This is a genomic window from Glycomyces tenuis DSM 44171, from assembly GCF_000427885.1.
GTDB classification, from domain to species: Bacteria; Actinomycetota; Actinomycetes; order Mycobacteriales; family Micromonosporaceae; genus Glycomyces; species Glycomyces tenuis.
The window spans coordinates 112,895-126,457 of sequence record NZ_ATYW01000003.1 but is presented as its reverse complement, the minus strand read 5'-3'; the positions used below and the strand labels follow the sequence as shown (position 1 = coordinate 126,457).

14 protein-coding genes and 2 pseudogenes are annotated in these 13,563 nt (G+C 68.1%); 7 read left to right on the top strand and 9 right to left on the bottom strand.

Annotated features, from left to right (window positions below; genetic code table 11):
- Positions 1-112 precede the first annotated feature (112 nt).
- Complete coding sequence (locus tag YWW_RS0105470; protein ID WP_051325412.1) at positions 113-982, top strand: TetR/AcrR family transcriptional regulator; 870 nt, start codon at positions 113-115, stop codon at positions 980-982.
- Between the two features lie 49 nt (positions 983-1,031).
- Here YWW_RS0105470 and YWW_RS28470 read toward each other — a convergent pair whose 3' ends face one another.
- Positions 1,032-1,616 (bottom strand): TetR/AcrR family transcriptional regulator, encoded by a 585-nt coding sequence (locus tag YWW_RS28470; RefSeq protein WP_035699360.1) that lies wholly within the window; start codon positions 1,614-1,616, stop codon positions 1,032-1,034.
- Positions 1,617-1,728: 112 nt separating this feature from the next.
- On the opposite strand from YWW_RS28470, the gene YWW_RS0105460 reads away from it, so the two are divergent.
- A complete protein-coding gene (locus YWW_RS0105460) occupies positions 1,729-2,106 on the top strand; it encodes a DUF4267 domain-containing protein (RefSeq protein WP_026929326.1) in 378 nt (125 codons plus the stop codon).
- 104 nt (positions 2,107-2,210) lie between these two features.
- Here the strand turns inward: YWW_RS0105460 and YWW_RS0105455 are convergent, their stop codons facing one another.
- Positions 2,211-2,618, bottom strand: a complete 408-nt coding sequence (locus tag YWW_RS0105455; protein ID WP_155829939.1) for a hypothetical protein — start codon at positions 2,616-2,618, stop codon at positions 2,211-2,213.
- Between the two features lie 280 nt (positions 2,619-2,898).
- Here YWW_RS0105455 and YWW_RS37230 point away from each other — a divergent pair.
- A pseudogene (locus YWW_RS37230) lies at positions 2,899-3,432 on the top strand (helix-turn-helix domain-containing protein); the annotation flags it as partial.
- Here the strand turns inward: YWW_RS37230 and YWW_RS28465 are convergent.
- Both YWW_RS28465 and YWW_RS0105445 read right to left on the bottom strand, forming a co-directional pair.
- Positions 3,387-4,247: pseudogene (locus tag YWW_RS28465) on the bottom strand (aminoglycoside phosphotransferase family protein); the annotation flags it as partial. The pseudogenes YWW_RS37230 and YWW_RS28465 sit on opposite strands and share 46 nt — an antisense overlap.
- A gap of 141 nt (positions 4,248-4,388) precedes the next feature.
- Positions 4,389-5,228: an SDR family NAD(P)-dependent oxidoreductase gene (locus YWW_RS0105445; protein ID WP_026929324.1), complete on the bottom strand. Its 840-nt coding sequence runs from the start codon at positions 5,226-5,228 to the stop codon at positions 4,389-4,391.
- 84 nt (positions 5,229-5,312) lie between these two features.
- Here YWW_RS0105445 and YWW_RS0105440 point away from each other — a divergent pair, with 84 nt between their 5' ends.
- Positions 5,313-5,879: a TetR/AcrR family transcriptional regulator gene (locus tag YWW_RS0105440; protein ID WP_026929323.1), complete on the top strand. Its 567-nt coding sequence runs from the start codon at positions 5,313-5,315 to the stop codon at positions 5,877-5,879.
- On the opposite strand, the gene YWW_RS0105435 is transcribed toward YWW_RS0105440, so the two are convergent.
- Complete coding sequence (locus YWW_RS0105435; protein WP_035699357.1) at positions 5,876-6,109, bottom strand: DUF397 domain-containing protein; 234 nt, start codon at positions 6,107-6,109, stop codon at positions 5,876-5,878. The two genes, YWW_RS0105440 and YWW_RS0105435, sit on opposite strands and share 4 nt — an antisense overlap.
- A gap of 2 nt (positions 6,110-6,111) precedes the next feature.
- Positions 6,112-6,972 carry a helix-turn-helix domain-containing protein gene (locus YWW_RS0105430; protein WP_026929321.1) on the bottom strand — a complete coding sequence of 287 codons (861 nt, stop codon included), beginning with the start codon at positions 6,970-6,972 and terminating at the stop codon, positions 6,112-6,114.
- Positions 6,973-7,218: 246 nt separating this feature from the next.
- Here YWW_RS0105430 and YWW_RS0105425 point away from each other — a divergent pair, with 246 nt between their 5' ends.
- Positions 7,219-7,542: a hypothetical protein gene (locus tag YWW_RS0105425; protein ID WP_026929320.1), complete on the top strand. Its 324-nt coding sequence runs from the start codon at positions 7,219-7,221 to the stop codon at positions 7,540-7,542.
- Positions 7,535-7,831, top strand: a complete 297-nt coding sequence (locus YWW_RS0105420; RefSeq protein ID WP_026929319.1) for a hypothetical protein — start codon at positions 7,535-7,537, stop codon at positions 7,829-7,831. Before YWW_RS0105425 ends, YWW_RS0105420 begins: the two co-directional genes overlap by 8 nt.
- Positions 7,832-8,161: 330 nt before the next feature.
- Here the strand turns inward: YWW_RS0105420 and YWW_RS0105415 are convergent, their stop codons facing one another.
- Entirely contained in the window at positions 8,162-9,007 is an 846-nt protein-coding gene (locus YWW_RS0105415; RefSeq protein WP_026929318.1) for an NAD(P)H-binding protein, read from the bottom strand.
- A gap of 87 nt (positions 9,008-9,094) precedes the next feature.
- On the opposite strand from YWW_RS0105415, the gene YWW_RS0105410 reads away from it, so the two are divergent.
- Positions 9,095-10,042 (top strand): AraC family transcriptional regulator, encoded by a 948-nt coding sequence (locus tag YWW_RS0105410; RefSeq protein ID WP_026929317.1) that lies wholly within the window; start codon positions 9,095-9,097, stop codon positions 10,040-10,042.
- 30 nt (positions 10,043-10,072) lie between these two features.
- On the opposite strand, the gene YWW_RS0105405 is transcribed toward YWW_RS0105410, so the two are convergent.
- Positions 10,073-10,606 (bottom strand): hypothetical protein, encoded by a 534-nt coding sequence (locus YWW_RS0105405; protein WP_026929316.1) that lies wholly within the window; start codon positions 10,604-10,606, stop codon positions 10,073-10,075.
- 103 nt (positions 10,607-10,709) lie between these two features.
- On the bottom strand, positions 10,710-13,556 hold the full coding sequence (locus tag YWW_RS33765; RefSeq protein ID WP_051325410.1) for a LamG-like jellyroll fold domain-containing protein: 2,847 nt from the start codon (positions 13,554-13,556) through the stop codon (positions 10,710-10,712).
- Positions 13,557-13,563 lie beyond the last annotated feature (7 nt).

Here is a 13,563-nt window from a genome sequence, read left to right as displayed (position 1 = left end):
GGTGTCGAGGCGAGGTTGCGGCAGTGTTGCGCTGGTAGCCTCGGGTGGGTTCCTATTCTGAACTCAAGATACCAAACTTGAGACATGATGTTTCAAGTTGAGAGGATGAGCTATGGCACACCGGCCCGCGAAGACCGAACCCGGGGAGACCGATCCCCTGGAGACCGGCCTGGGCCGCCGCAGGCGGCGCATTTCGGACACCGAGACCGAGGAGCGCATGCTGGCCACGGCCGTGGAGATGATCAACGAGACCGGGTTGACCGTCAGTCTGGAGCACCTGCGGTTCGAGGACGTCATCCGCGCCGCCGGGGTCGCGCGCAGCGCGGTGTACCGGCGTTGGCCGTACAAGGACCTGTTCTTCGCGGATCTGCTCCGCGAGCTGGCGCGCGGAACCGACGCGGCGGCCATCGGAGAGCTGGAGTCGAAGCGCGGCATGGCGCAGGCCGCCGCCGAGCACGCGGACCTGGTCGAGACGCCCGAAGGGCGGGAGCGGCTCGGAGCCGAGCTCATCCGCGGCGCGAGGGACTTCGAGACGTTGCAGCACTCCAGCGCGTGGCGGACGTACCTGGCGCTGCACGCGACGTTTCTGAGCCTGGAGGAGGGACGGCTGCGCGACGAGGTCAGGGAGACCCTGTCGGAGGCGGAGGCGGGCTTCGTGCGGCGGATCTCGGACAGCTACCGCGAGTTGACCGGCTTGCTGGGCTACCGGATCCGCCCCGGGTCGGGGGTGAGCTTCGAGCAGTTGGCGGCGATGGCGAGTGCGGCGCTGCGCGGGACGGCGTTGATGATGCCGACGATCCCGATGATCGAGGAGGCGCGGGTCCAAGGCGCGCCGTTCGGCGGCGAGGTGGCGGAGTGGACGCTGCCCGCGTTGACGGCCGGCGCGGTCATCTTGCAGTTCTTCGAACCGGACCCGGACGTGGTGTGGGACGAGGACCGCATCGAGCGGGTCAAGCGCGAACTCACCGCGTTCGGCTCATGAGCGCCCGGTCACGCGTCCGGCCGCGCCTTGTGCGGCCTCGGCACGCGCTTCAGGTGCCCTCGCGCGTTGGAGCGTTCGAAAACAGTGCGACCAGCAAGTCGAGTCGTTGCCCCTGGGCCTCGGGGGGCATCCGCCCGCCCGTCGAGAGCACGGCCAGGCCGTGCAGTGAGCCCCAGATGAGCTCGGCGAGTGCCGCGTTCCGCTCGTTGTCCGGACCGAACGAGCCGACCAGTTCGCCGAAGGCGGCGCGCAAGGGGGCCGGCGTCTCGGCACTGGCGAACTTCGTCTCGGTCGGGAGAATGAACATGGCCTGGTAGACCGCCGGGTGCATGGCAGCGAACTCCAGGTACGCGCCGCACGTGGCGCGGATGGACTCCGACGCGGGGGCGGACAGGCGCGCCTCGCGCATCATCTCCCCCAGTTCGCCGAAGCCTTCGAGCGCGACGGCGTCCCGGATGGCGTCCTTGTTGGCGAAGTGGCCGTAGAGCACGGGTTGGCTGTATTCGACGCGCTCGGCCAGCCTTCGAGTGGTCACCGCCTCCCAGCCTTCGGCCTCCGCGAGTTCGCGGGCGGCGGTGATGATGAGTCGATGGCGGCGGGCGCGTTCGCGTTCACGGCGGTCGGTCGCGGTCATCACAGAATTCTAGCAGCACTAGATTTTCTGCCATCGCTTAATCTATCGTTGACCACAGAACTAGCAATGCTAGATTCTTGACGTCCCGGTCTTTCGAGAAGGAGAGCACCCCATGATCACGATCATCGCCAACGTCCTTGCCGGCCTCATCGGCGCGGGCATCATCTTCATCGGCATACGCGGACTGCTCGCGCCGCAGGGCGCGGCCGGCTTCGGCATTCCCGACACCCCGACCGAAGACCCGACCTTCCAGGCGTGGCTGTCGGTGAAGGCCTTCCGCGACATCGCCTCCGGACTGCTCATCTTCATCGTGATGGCGGGCGGATCGACCCAGTTGCTCGGCTGGTTCATGCTGGCCGCGGCCCTCATTCCGTTCGGCGACGCGCTGACCGTGCTGCGGAGCAAGGGGCCAAGGTGGGCCGCCTACGGCGTGCACGGCGCCACCGCCGCGGTGATGGTGGTGATCAGCGCGCTCCTGCTCATCGCCTAAAGGATGTCCCGTGTTGCTCCGGTGCAAGGACCTGAGGAGCGTTCAGAGCAGGTGTCAAAGCGTCGGCCTGTTGCTGCCGGTTGTGGGTTCCGGTGGGGTGGAGGTCAGCGCTGCTGCTGTGACGCTGTGGTGGGCGAGTCCGTGGGAGACAAGGAGTGCGGGCGGCGGCGTAGGCGCGGGAGATACGACAGCGGCAGACCCATGACGATGCACACGGCGCCGAAGAGCTGCACTTCCCCGCCCGTTCTCGGGTCGTACCGCTCGACGCCGACCATGGCGAAGTCATAGTTCGCCGAGGTGAGGAACTCGATCCCGTCCGGGCCGACGTGCCAGCGGATCGCGATGGCCAGGAGCGCGGCGCCCCAGCAGCACCAGATCGCGGCAGGCCACCCGCGCTTGCCGTACAGGAGCGCAATGGCCGATCCGCCGTAGACCACGGCGGTGGCGAGGAATACGTAGCCGGGAGCAGCGTACCGTCCTCCGACGATGCCCTCGTAGTAGTCCTTTTGCAAGTATGGATCCCAGTCGGGTTGAGGCTCAACGGAAGCAATGACATGTTCGGTCACCATGTAGCTCATCGTCAGTGTCACCACCGCGGCGATGAGGAGTCCCATCGCGACCGCGAGACGGATCAGTCCAGCCGCGCGGGCGTGACTGGCAAGGGGCGCAGTATCAGATGTCACACCCTCCATCATGCACCCATGTTGACCCGAGCCGCTTCCACCAACGGACTGGTCAGGGCCGGTCACGGGTGGATCTTGGCCTGTTGACACGTCACCTTATGTTGTCCAGATGGGTGTGGTGACGGCGTCCGAGACGTGTTGGATCGAGCCGTTCTCGAGGCTGCGGCCCAAGGTATTCACCTGGCTGGCGCGCCAGCTCGAACGCGAGGGCGCTGGCACGCCCCGCTGAGGGCGGCCCTGGAGCCTGCCGTTGGCCGATCGGGTGCTGCTGGTCGCGGCCTATCGGCACACCAACCTGACTTTGCGTCAGCTCGCTCCGTTGTTCGGAATCTCGAAGTCAGCCGTCGGCCGCATCATTGACGACCTCGGACCAAAACTAGCGCTACGGCCGCGCCAGCGCTTCGCGCCCGGCACCGTCCTGATCGTCGATGGCATCCTGGTACCCACGCACGACCGCTCCATCGCCGCGCCCTTCAAGAACTACCGGTACTCCACCAACCATCAGGGCGTCGTCGACACCGATACGCAGTTCGTGATCGCCGTAGACATACCACTGCCGGGTAACCGCAACGACTGCAAAGCCTTCGGCGACGGCTCCAGGCCGACCAGCCTGTTCATCGTGTCGAGTGTCGGCCAGGGCGGGCCCTCGCGCAACGCGCGCAGGAACGATTCTTGGAACAGCCGCCGGTTCGGGAACTCGTCGCCGCGCTCCCAACGCCACGCCGCGACCATCGCCAGGACGAGCTGTCGGCACTCGTCCAGCAGGCCTTGGTCGATGCCCGGATAGTGCTCGCAGACCGCCTCGGGAACATGGGCGAGATCGAACTCGACCGGTCCACGGCAGCACGTCTCGAAGTCGATGAACAACGGGCCGCCTTCCGTGCTGAGCACATTGCCTGGATGCGGCTCGCCGTGGAGCAGCTGCTCGGCGGCGCCGCGCTCCTCGATCGCCCGTCGCAGGCTCGCCAGTCTGCCGCCGAGGAAGACGCGGTCGGCCTCGGGGAGCCCCGGCGAGCGCTCCGGGTCGGCGATGATCGCCTCGGCCTCGGCGACCCGGTCGGTGAACCGCGGGCTCGGCACATCGACCTCGCGCATGCCCAGGTGCAGCAGTTCCAGCGCCTTGGCGTAGTCGACCGGCGAGACGCCAGGGGCCGCGGGCTCGTAGTAGGTCCACAGCGTCACGGTGAAGCCGTCGCGGGTGTACACGCGCGGGTCCGCCCGAGGTTCCAAGGGACACACCGGGCTTCCGACCTCGGCGAGCCGCTGGGCGAGCTCGATCTCGAACTGCGCGACCTCTTGCCCCACAGGGGCGATGCGGGCGAAGACGTCGCACGGCGTCAGCCGCAGTGCCAGCTTGTTCGAGTTGTGGAGCACGGTCGTGCCGGTGACCGGCAGGCCGAGCGATGCGGCGACCGAAGTCGCAGCCGCCCTCGCGCGCGTAACCTCGGACATTTCCATGCGCAAACCTTGGCACACCGGCCGCCGACAGTCACCTCGATTTCCGCGCCAGACGCGCGTCAGCCTGCCCGGAGACGTCGTTCCCCGTGCAGGGGAGACGATCTACGCCGTCCTCTGCCTGCCCGAACACCGGGCCCTCGGTCACCGCTCGGCGATGAGTCCGCGGGTGAGATCGTGCAGCCGGTCGGCCGCTTCGGGGTCGAAGTCCTTGCCTGTCAGCGGGATCGGCGTGCGGCGGCGGAACGCGGCGACCGCTTCGGCCGGCGGGTGGTCGATACGGTCGACCATCGGCGCGATCGCCTTGTCGACCCGTTGAGCCAAAAGCCAGGCCAGGGCCTTGGTGACCGCCCGCTGCGGTTGCGGAAGCGGATCAGCCATACCGGTCTTGACGAACAGCGGGTTGTAGAGGACATAGCGGATCCGCGTGTCCGGATGGCGCCGTGGGAAGTCGACGGCGAGCAGATCGTTGCAGCGTGAGGACTGCATGGCGGCCTTCTTGCCGGTGTAGCCGCGGCGAAGGTGCGGGTCGTCCCAGTGGATCCGGCCGGGCAGGCCGCCGGGGCCGGCCAGGTTGAAGACGACGGGAGACTCGGAGCGGTCCAGGAGCTCGGCCAGGGCGTGGCCGATGACGAAGCGGCTGAGGTATGAGAGGGCGAAGGTGTACTCGAAGCCGTCGGCGGTCTCCTCGCGGTGGGCGCGGAAGCGCTGGGTGGCGAAGACGAGGCCGTCGAGGCGCTCGGCCGTGGTCTCGGTTTCGGCGACGACCGAGCGCATGCCCGCGAGGGTGCTCAGGTCGGCTCGCAGGAAGTGGAAGCGGTCGGAGGCGCCGAGCCGCTCGGCCTCGGCCAGGAGCGCCTTCCCTTTGGCGGGGTTGGTGCCGACGGCGATGAGGCGGTCACCACGGGCCAGGAAGTGCAGACCCAGTCCTTTGCCGATGCCGTCGGTGCCGCCGGTGATCAGGTAGGTGCGCATGAGGCTCATGCCTTTCCAAGTAAGTCATCGATCGATGACAAAGCTAGTCGAAGGCGCTCGATAAGTCAACAGTTGATGACTTATGATGACTTCATGAGCGAGCCCAAACGACGCGACAAGGCGGCCACCCGGACGGCGCTACTGGATGCGGCCCGCCGCCGCTTCACCGAGCACGGCTTCGACGGGACCGGCGTGCGCGACATCGCCGCCGACGCCGGGATCGACGCGACGCTGATCTTCAGGTATTTCGGCTCGAAGCAGGCGCTGTTCGAAGAGGCCGTGCACGTTGCAGTGCCAGAGGGCATCGGCCGGAGGGCGCGCGCGGAACCGGCCGCGCTGGCCGAGGCGATGCTGCGCGAAGTGGTCTTCGCCGAGCGGGCCGAGCCGGGCGGCGAGCATCCGCTGCTGGTCATGCTGCGTTCCGCGGGGCGGCCCGAGGTCCGCGCCCGGCTGCGCGAGCAGGTCTGCGGCGACTATCTGGCCGACTTCGCCGAGCGGTTGGGGGGCGATGACGCCGAGCTGCGGGCCGAGCTGGTCGGCGCGCTGCTGATCGGCATCGGGGTCATGAGGTCGGTGATCGACTCGCCGGAGCTGTCCAGGGTCTCGTTCGAGCAGACGAGGGAGCTGGTCGCGGCCATGGTGACCGCGTTGGAGGGCTAGAAGTCGAACTCGCCGTCTTTGGCTCCGGCGAGGAAGGCGTCCCACTCGGCGCGGGTGTAGACGATGACCGAGCCGTCAGGGTGGTGGGAGTGGCGCACCGCGACCCGCCCCGAGCCGTCCGACAGCGGACCGGCCTCGACGCATTGGCCCCCATTGCCTGCGCTGCGGGTACTCACGTGCCAGCGAATCCCAGCTAGCTCCACTGGTGAGAGCCGCTGTTCGGTGCTCATTGTCAGGTCCCCTCAAGATGTTCGGCAATCAGCTGGATCGAAGCCTCCGGGCTGAGTGCCCCCTCATAAAGATCTTGCCACGCCTGGCTGAACCGATGGACCGAGGGATCTTCGACATAGAGGATCCCGGCAAGCGTGTCGACATACGCGACTTCCGGATACGGCTCAGGCATCTCGAAGAGGATGAAACTGCCTTGATGCCCAGCGTGCGGGGCTCGCGAGAACGGCATTACGCGCACCTCGACATTGTCCCGCTCCGACTCACCCAGCAGGCGTTGGAGCTGGTCATGCCATATCCGCGGGCCGCCCATCCGCCGATGAAGCACGGTCTCCTCCAAAATCACCGACAAGCGCGTGGGGTCTTGACCAGTGAGGACTCTCTGCCTGTCGATGCGCAGATCCACCCATCGCTCGATCTGCTGCTCACTCGTCTCTGCCGATTCGGCGTTTCTGATGAGCACCTCGGCTTGTTCCCGCGTTTGGAGCAGGCCGTCCACGAACATGGTCTGGTAGGAGCAGATCCGCTCCGCTCTGCTCTCCAACCAGGGCATGTTGATGAACTGGCTTCCCAGGTCTTCTCGGTGCTGATCCCACCAGTCCTTCTGCCAGCAGTCATCCCGCATCTGCTCAAGGTCGCCGCGCATCTTCGGGTCCGACACGCCGAAGAGATCCAGCATCGCCATCAGATCGCCGCGCCGCACTGGAAGCTCACCGTTCTCGTATCGGCTGAGCGTGGCCTGGTCGCGCTGGAGATAACTCCCAACCTCTTTCAGCGACATTCTTCTGGATTTCCGCAGGTCACGAATGCGCTCACCGAGCCACTGAGAGCGAAGGCTGGGGCCGGGTCCCGGGAGTGTCGGCATGGTTGCTCCAAACGTTCTGTCATGGAACCGACAGAAGAACTGCGCCTATTTAGCTTATGCAATCTTGCATCAACTATCGATATATGCCATGATACCAACCAGGCATGAGAAGTCCATCTCGGGATTCTGGGGACGGAACACGTGAGAACGGGCATTTCATGCCCTCCACAGAAACCGACCGGGGCGGGAGATCTGGCTACCAACCTGCGCCCGCCCCGGTCTTAGACAACACGGAGGTTGCACACCGTGTCAGCACCCATTGTCGCCCACGCGACCGTCAAGACCAAACCCAATCCGCCACGCGGCGCCGAGCTGGAGCGCGGCTCCTTCGCCGACAGCGTCCGCACCTACACCGTCCGCGCCTCCAGCGAGACCGCGCCCGATTCCTTCCAGGTCCACACCGGCGAGGCCCGCGACATCGTCCTCGTCATCTCCGGACTCAACACCGGCGAACTCCACGCCACCTGGGGCCCCGGCTGGCGCTCCGCCTCCGAAGCCTGGCGCGAATGGGCCGAGGCCCAGGCCTTCATGGTCTTCTACAACGGCGAGATCCGGCACTGCGATGGCTGACGAATCCACACCAGGCGAATCCATACCAAGCAAATCCACACCAGGCGAACTCACACCAGAGGACGCCTACCTCGGCGAGTTCCGGCGCGGCCCGGCGATCTTCACCGTATTCCAGACCGCCAAGGCCCCGCGCGCCTACCGTGTCGACTGCTCGGACGGCAACGGCCCCAGCGAGGTCTGCGTCTTCACCGACCGGCCCGGCTCCGGCCCGACATGGCACGGCGCCTGGAACGGCGATGAATGGTGCGCCTGGATCGAGGCCGAGGCACGCAAGATCACCGATCACTAGTCACCTGAAACTCGGGCACGGCGGCCGGCCGAACCGTTGTCGCGCATGGCCGTCACAGCACCGCCGTGCCCAATCCGCCCTGCGACGCCCGCGACGCGAGCCTCCCCAGGACTCCGTTGCGGAACATCGCAGGGCACCGGGCCGGTCGATCGGTGGGGATCGACCGGCCCTCATCTGTTCCGGAGTGAACGGCGTCGGCGTTCGACCGTGCCCGCGAGCTCGATGCGCTCCACCGGAGGTGCGGACCGCACTTCGAACCTCTCGCCTTGGCGCCCACTCGCGATGTGCCCCATCGAATATGGAGGCCGCCCGCGAGCCGACCGGGCCCGGTCAGGCCGACCAGGCTCCGGTCCGCGCGGTGCGTCGCGCCCAGTCGGCGAAGTCGCGCGGCTCACGGCCGAGCACCTGCCGCACACCGTCCGAAAGGTACTCGGAGCGGTGGTTGCGGATCACCGCGAGCAGGTCGCGGAGCGACTCGGCCACCTCTCGCGGAGCGCCGTACCCGACGAGTTCGGCGACGTGCTCCTCGGGTTCGAGCTCGACGTAGCGGATCGGCCGCCCGATCGCGGCGGTCAGCTCGGACGCGACCTCGGTCATGGTGAGCGTGCGCGGGCCGGACAGCGAGTAGGTCTCGCCGATGTGCTTCGGGTCCAGCAGCGCGGCCACCATCACCTCGGCGATGTCCTCGGTGTCGATCCACGGCTCGGCGCCGTCGCCCGCCGAGACCCGGAGTTCGCCGGCCATCACCGAATCGTAGAAGAAGTCCTCGCTGAAGTTCTGCATGAACCACGCGGGTCGGACGATGGTCCAGTCGAGGCCGCTGTCCTTGACCGCGTTCTCCAGTTCGAGCCCCTTCTCGTAGACCTCGAACTCGCGGCCGGGGCTGCCGACGCCGCGGCCGGAGAGCAGCACCAGCCGGCGCAGTCCGTTCGCCGCCGCCTGCCTGATGAACCGCTCGGCCCGCATCATGCCCGGCGGGTCGACCGGCGGGGCCATGTAGGCCGTGTCGATGCCGGTCGTCACCGGCTCCCAGGTGTCCTCGTCGTACCAGTCGAATCGCCGTGCGCTCGACCGCGAGGCCAGCCGGGTCTGGACGCCGCGCGCCTGGAGTCGTTCGGTGACATGGCGGCCGGTCTTGCCCTTGCCGCCGAGGATGAGAATCGTCGTGTTCGTCATGCGTTCAAGTACACCGCAGGATGATGAGACGAACCATGGTTGAGAGGCGCACTTCCATGTCCGTCCGTCTCAAACTAAGCTGTTCGTGTGGACGTACTCGACGATCTGCTGGCCGGCGCCAAAGCGCACGGCGGGGTCTTCAATCTGACCATCATGGACCCGCCGTGGGCGCTGCACATCGTGGAGCGGGCGCCGCTGTCGCTCGCGTCCCTCGCCCGCGGCTCGGCCTGGATCGTCAGGGACGGCATCGAGCCGGTCCGGATGGAGGAGGGCGACGTCGTCATCGTGCGCGGCCCGGAGCCGTACGTCGTGGGCGACGAGCCGGAGACCGTGCCGCAGTTGCGGATCCACCCCGGCGGGCGCTGCGAGCCGCTGCCCGGCGCGCCGGTCGACTACAGTGCGCGGCTCGGGGTCCGGACGTACGGCGCCCGTCCCGAAGGCGCCGCGATGGCGGTCAGCGGCACCTACCGGTTCGACGGCGACGTCAGCGGCCGGCTGCTCTCGGCCCTGCCGTCGGTGCTGGTGGTCCCGGCCGCCGACGTCGCCGGGCACGTGATGGACATGATGCTCGCCGAGATCCAGTGCGACGAGCCCGGTCAGCAGAGCGTGCTGGACCGTTGGCTCGACCTGGCGCTGATCACCACGCTGCGGGCCTGGTTCGCCCGTCCGGAGTCGCATGCGCCGGGATGGTATCGGGCCCAGAGCGACCCGGTCGTCGGCTCGGTGCTCCGCCTGCTGCACGAGGACCCGGCGCACCCGTGGAGCATCGGCGAGCTGGCCGACCGCGCCAAGGTCTCCCGCGCCACCCTGTCCCGGCGCTTCACCGCTCTGGTCGGCGAGGCGCCGATGGCGTACCTGACCTCATGGCGAATCACCTTGGCAGCCGATCTGCTGCGCTCGACCGACCACACCATCGAGGCGATCGCCCGCCGCGTCGGCTACGCGAACGCCTTCGCCCTGTCAGTGGCCTTCAAGCGAGTCCGCGGCGTCACCCCGACGACCCATCGCCGCTCGCGCGAGCGCCTGGCCGCGTGAGCCCCTGCGCGCTCTCAGCGGAGCTCGCCGTCAATAAGTGACGTCTTTCCTTCCGAACAGCCGGTCCCGCATGGATGTCCGCTCGACGACGGCTTTCGCATGCTGAAGGTTGGTCGGCTGCTGCCAGGTCCGGGACACCCAGGACCGCATCCTCTCCAAATCGTCGCGATGGACCAGAGAGAAGACCACTTCCAGCCGTTCATATGTCTGGGAGTGGTATCGCCAGACGAACAGATCCTTGTCGGTCATCACGACGGCGTCGCCCGGATACAGAACGGCCCGGGAAGGGGGAGGCCGCAGGCCCGGACCGCGCACCCCCATGTCCTTGAACGAGACCCGGTGCGGTGTGATCGAGCCGTACGGGATGACGCCGAAGAAGAGCAGGACATCCACGACGATGACGCTCAGTATGAGAAACAGGCCGAAGTAGAAGGTCGACGGCGACCCGTCCCTGAAGAGGAACATGTCGCCGGCCCAGGCCATCGTGACCACCCCGGCCTGGATCGCGATTCCGACGGCGATCCAGCGGGGCGAGTAGCGGACACGGATCTTCGAAGGGTCCATGCCTTATTGTCGTCGATTTCGGGCGGTCGTGTGGGCCGCGACAAGCGAGGGCGCCGGGCCGTGCGGCCCGGCGCCCGTTCATACCCTCACAATGCGGTCTTGGTCAGTGGGCGAGTTCGACATCGATGTAGTCGAGGTCCACTGTGCCTGGCTGTGGTTCGTCGTCCCGGTCCGGATCGCTCTTGGCGAGGGTGAGCTCCGAGGTTCCCGCCGGGAGTTCGACGGTCACCGTCGTGGTGCCGACCATGTCCCTGTACTGCGTCGGCGTGTAGACGACCTCCTGCCATTCGCCGTCGCCGACGCGCAGCAGGTGCCCGGAGGTGATCTGCGCGCGCCGCTCCTCCTCGGTGCCCGCGGTCGAATAGCCGATGGTCAGCTCGTAGGTGCCCGCCGCCGGCACGGTGACCGGCAGTCGCAGGTTGCTGTCCTCGCCTTCGAAGCCGCGGACGTAGGCGGCCTCGGAGAAGTAGGGCGCGAAGAAGTTGCCCTCCGACATGTCCACTTCGACCAGTTCGGCGCCGGCCCACTCGCCGCCTTCGGCCTGGAGGCGCTCGCTGAACGGCGTCGCCTCGAGGTAGTCGACGCCGATGTCGTCGAGTTCGACCGTGATCCAGTTCCGTCCTTCCCGCAGTTCGAGCGGGACCGCGGCCGTGGCGAACTCGGAGCCGGTCGGCTCGTAGGCGAGCTCGGTCTTCTCTCCGTTGACGCCGAGGTCGCCGGTCACGGCCTCTGCGGAGTCGTTGGTGTAGCGGATGCCGAGGTCGTAGGCTCCGGCGACCGGCGCGTCGACGGTGAACAGCAGCTCGTCCGCCCACGGCCGCCCTTCGATGTAGCCGTTCTCGGAGGCCAGCGGGCTGTCCTGCTCCCCCAGCCAGTGGGCCGGGAAGGCGTCCTCGGCCTCGTGGCGGCGGACGGGGCCTTCGAAGTCGGGCGCCTTCCGCTCCGGCGTGATGACCGCGTAGTAGGCGTCGGTCTCGTTCAGGCCCTGGACGGGCACCGAGATCGAGCCGTCCCCGTCGACCCTGTAGGTGCCCTCGAACAAGGGCACCGGCCCTTCGGAGACGCCGTCGGTGCCGGTCCACCCGGTGGTGAAGACCTGCACGTTCGCCTTGCGGCCGAAGCCGTTCAGGGAGTCGAGGCCCTGGACGTCGAGCCGGATGTCGCCCTCGCCGCCGCCGAAGACGACCTTCGCGGTGTCCGTCTCGGGGTCGGCGCTGGCGAAGCCGTCGAGTGCGGGGATGTGCTCCACGCCGGTGGTCGCGGTGCCCACGACGGCGTCGCGGCCGTTGCCGGAGGCGTCGAGCGCGGTGGTGCCCTCGGCCTCCTCGAAGGGGTACCAGGCGACGTCGCCGCCGCCGGTCTCGCCGGCCGGGGAGGCCGTGAGCGACCGGACCTCGGCCTCGGTCAGGCCGCGGCCGAAGATCTGGAACTCGTCGACGGCGGCGTCGAGCAGCGGGTCGGCCTCGTACTGGGACTCGCCGATCCAGTTCTGCGTGGTCTCGCCCATGTCGGCCGGGCTCAGCGTCATCGCCTCGTTCACTCCGACCGGTTCGCCGTCGACGTACAGGACGCCGGTGTCGCCGGTCTTGACGACCGCGACGTGGGACCACTGTCCGGTGGGGAGCGTCCCGGCCGAGCTCGCGATCTGCTGGACGGTGCCGCCGACCTTGAGGTCGAAGCGCAGGCCGGTGCCGTCGTCGACGGTGAGGAACATGTTGTTCTCGGTGCCCGAGCCGAAGTCGAAGATCCGCGACCACTGGGTGTTCGCGTCGGGCTTGACCCAGGCGGCGACGGTGAAGTCGCCCAGGCCGTCGACGAGGCCGTCGGGCAGCTCCACATGGGTGTTGGGGTCGTCGCCGCCGAGCCCGATGGCGCCTCCGAAGCCGTCCTGGCCGGGGATGCGGGTGGACGGGGCCGGGACGGGCTCGCCGATCTCGATGTAGCGGCCGGTGGTGGTCGGCGGGGTCACCTCGACCATGTCGCCGGTCATCTCGCCGTACCACTTGAACAGCCAGTAGTTCCCGGTCGGCTGCGGCTCGGTGGCCGGGCCGGAGCCGCCGCCGGTGGGCACGAGCAGGTCGGACAGGCGGCCGGGCTTGTGCCAGAAGGCGAGGTTCGCGGTGTCCACCTCGGCGCGTTCCATGCGGGAAACGAAGCGGGCGAGCCAGCCGGGGACGCCCGCGTCGCGCGGGGAGCCGTACTCGTTGATGCTGATCGGGCGCGGCTCGACGCCGAGCTCCTCTTCGAGCGCGCGGTAGAAGGCGACGTGCTCGCCGACGTTGAGTCCTTCCACGGGGCCGAGCTCGTGCCAGGAGACGATGTCGGGGACGGTGTCGCCGGCGACGGCGTGCTCCATGAACTCGCGCAGCCCGGCCTCGTAGTCGCGGTCGTAGCTGGGGCCGATGATGGGCGTGTCGGGGTCGAGTTCGCGGATGAGGCGGTAGGTGCGGTCCCACATCTCGAAGTAGGAGCCCCAGTCGTCGTTCCAGGTCCACTGGGGCTCGTTCCAGATCTCGTAGCCGTAGACGTTGTCGGCGCCGGAGGCCTGGACGGCGGCGACCATCTCCTCGACCTTCGTGTACCAGTAGTCGTCGCCCTGCCACTGGTAGGGGAAGGTCGGGAAGATGTCGGGGAGGCGGACGGTGACCGTGGCGCCGTTGCGGGAGGCGGTCTCCCAGACGTCGAGCGTGTCGCCGACGGGTTCGGGTTCGCCGTTCGGCAGGTGGGTGGCGCCGGGCGGCGGCTGGGTGAACATCTTGGGGCTGGTGGGCGCGATCCACTCGTCGGGCGGCCAGCCCTCGTCGCCGATGCCGTAGAGCGATCCGGAGGCGGCGTGGTCGACCTCCTTGTACGGCTGGGAGACGTCGACGGTCAGGACGGCCGGGTCGATCTCCGGTTCCTCGCCCGCGACGGGGTGCGGGGCGGTGATGACGGCCGTGGAAGTGATCATGAGCGCG

What these genes read in the sequence shown, in the direction of transcription:
- YWW_RS0105470 (WP_051325412.1), top strand. Translation starts at nt 113, where the DNA reads ATGGCACACCGGCCCGCGAAGACCGAACCCGGGGAGACCGATCCCCTG.
- YWW_RS28470 (WP_035699360.1), bottom strand. Translation starts at nt 1,616, where the DNA reads ATGACCGCGACCGACCGCCGTGAACGCGAACGCGCCCGCCGCCATCGA.
- YWW_RS0105460 (WP_026929326.1), top strand. Translation starts at nt 1,729, where the DNA reads ATGATCACGATCATCGCCAACGTCCTTGCCGGCCTCATCGGCGCGGGC.
- YWW_RS0105445 (WP_026929324.1), bottom strand. Translation starts at nt 5,228, where the DNA reads ATGAGCCTCATGCGCACCTACCTGATCACCGGCGGCACCGACGGCATC.
- YWW_RS0105440 (WP_026929323.1), top strand. Translation starts at nt 5,313, where the DNA reads ATGAGCGAGCCCAAACGACGCGACAAGGCGGCCACCCGGACGGCGCTA.
- YWW_RS0105435 (WP_035699357.1), bottom strand. Translation starts at nt 6,109, where the DNA reads ATGAGCACCGAACAGCGGCTCTCACCAGTGGAGCTAGCTGGGATTCGC.
- YWW_RS0105430 (WP_026929321.1), bottom strand. Translation starts at nt 6,972, where the DNA reads ATGCCGACACTCCCGGGACCCGGCCCCAGCCTTCGCTCTCAGTGGCTC.
- YWW_RS0105420 (WP_026929319.1), top strand. Translation starts at nt 7,535, where the DNA reads ATGGCTGACGAATCCACACCAGGCGAATCCATACCAAGCAAATCCACA.
- YWW_RS0105415 (WP_026929318.1), bottom strand. Translation starts at nt 9,007, where the DNA reads ATGACGAACACGACGATTCTCATCCTCGGCGGCAAGGGCAAGACCGGC.
- YWW_RS0105405 (WP_026929316.1), bottom strand. Translation starts at nt 10,606, where the DNA reads ATGGACCCTTCGAAGATCCGTGTCCGCTACTCGCCCCGCTGGATCGCC.
- YWW_RS33765 (WP_051325410.1), bottom strand. Translation starts at nt 13,556, where the DNA reads ATGATCACTTCCACGGCCGTCATCACCGCCCCGCACCCCGTCGCGGGC.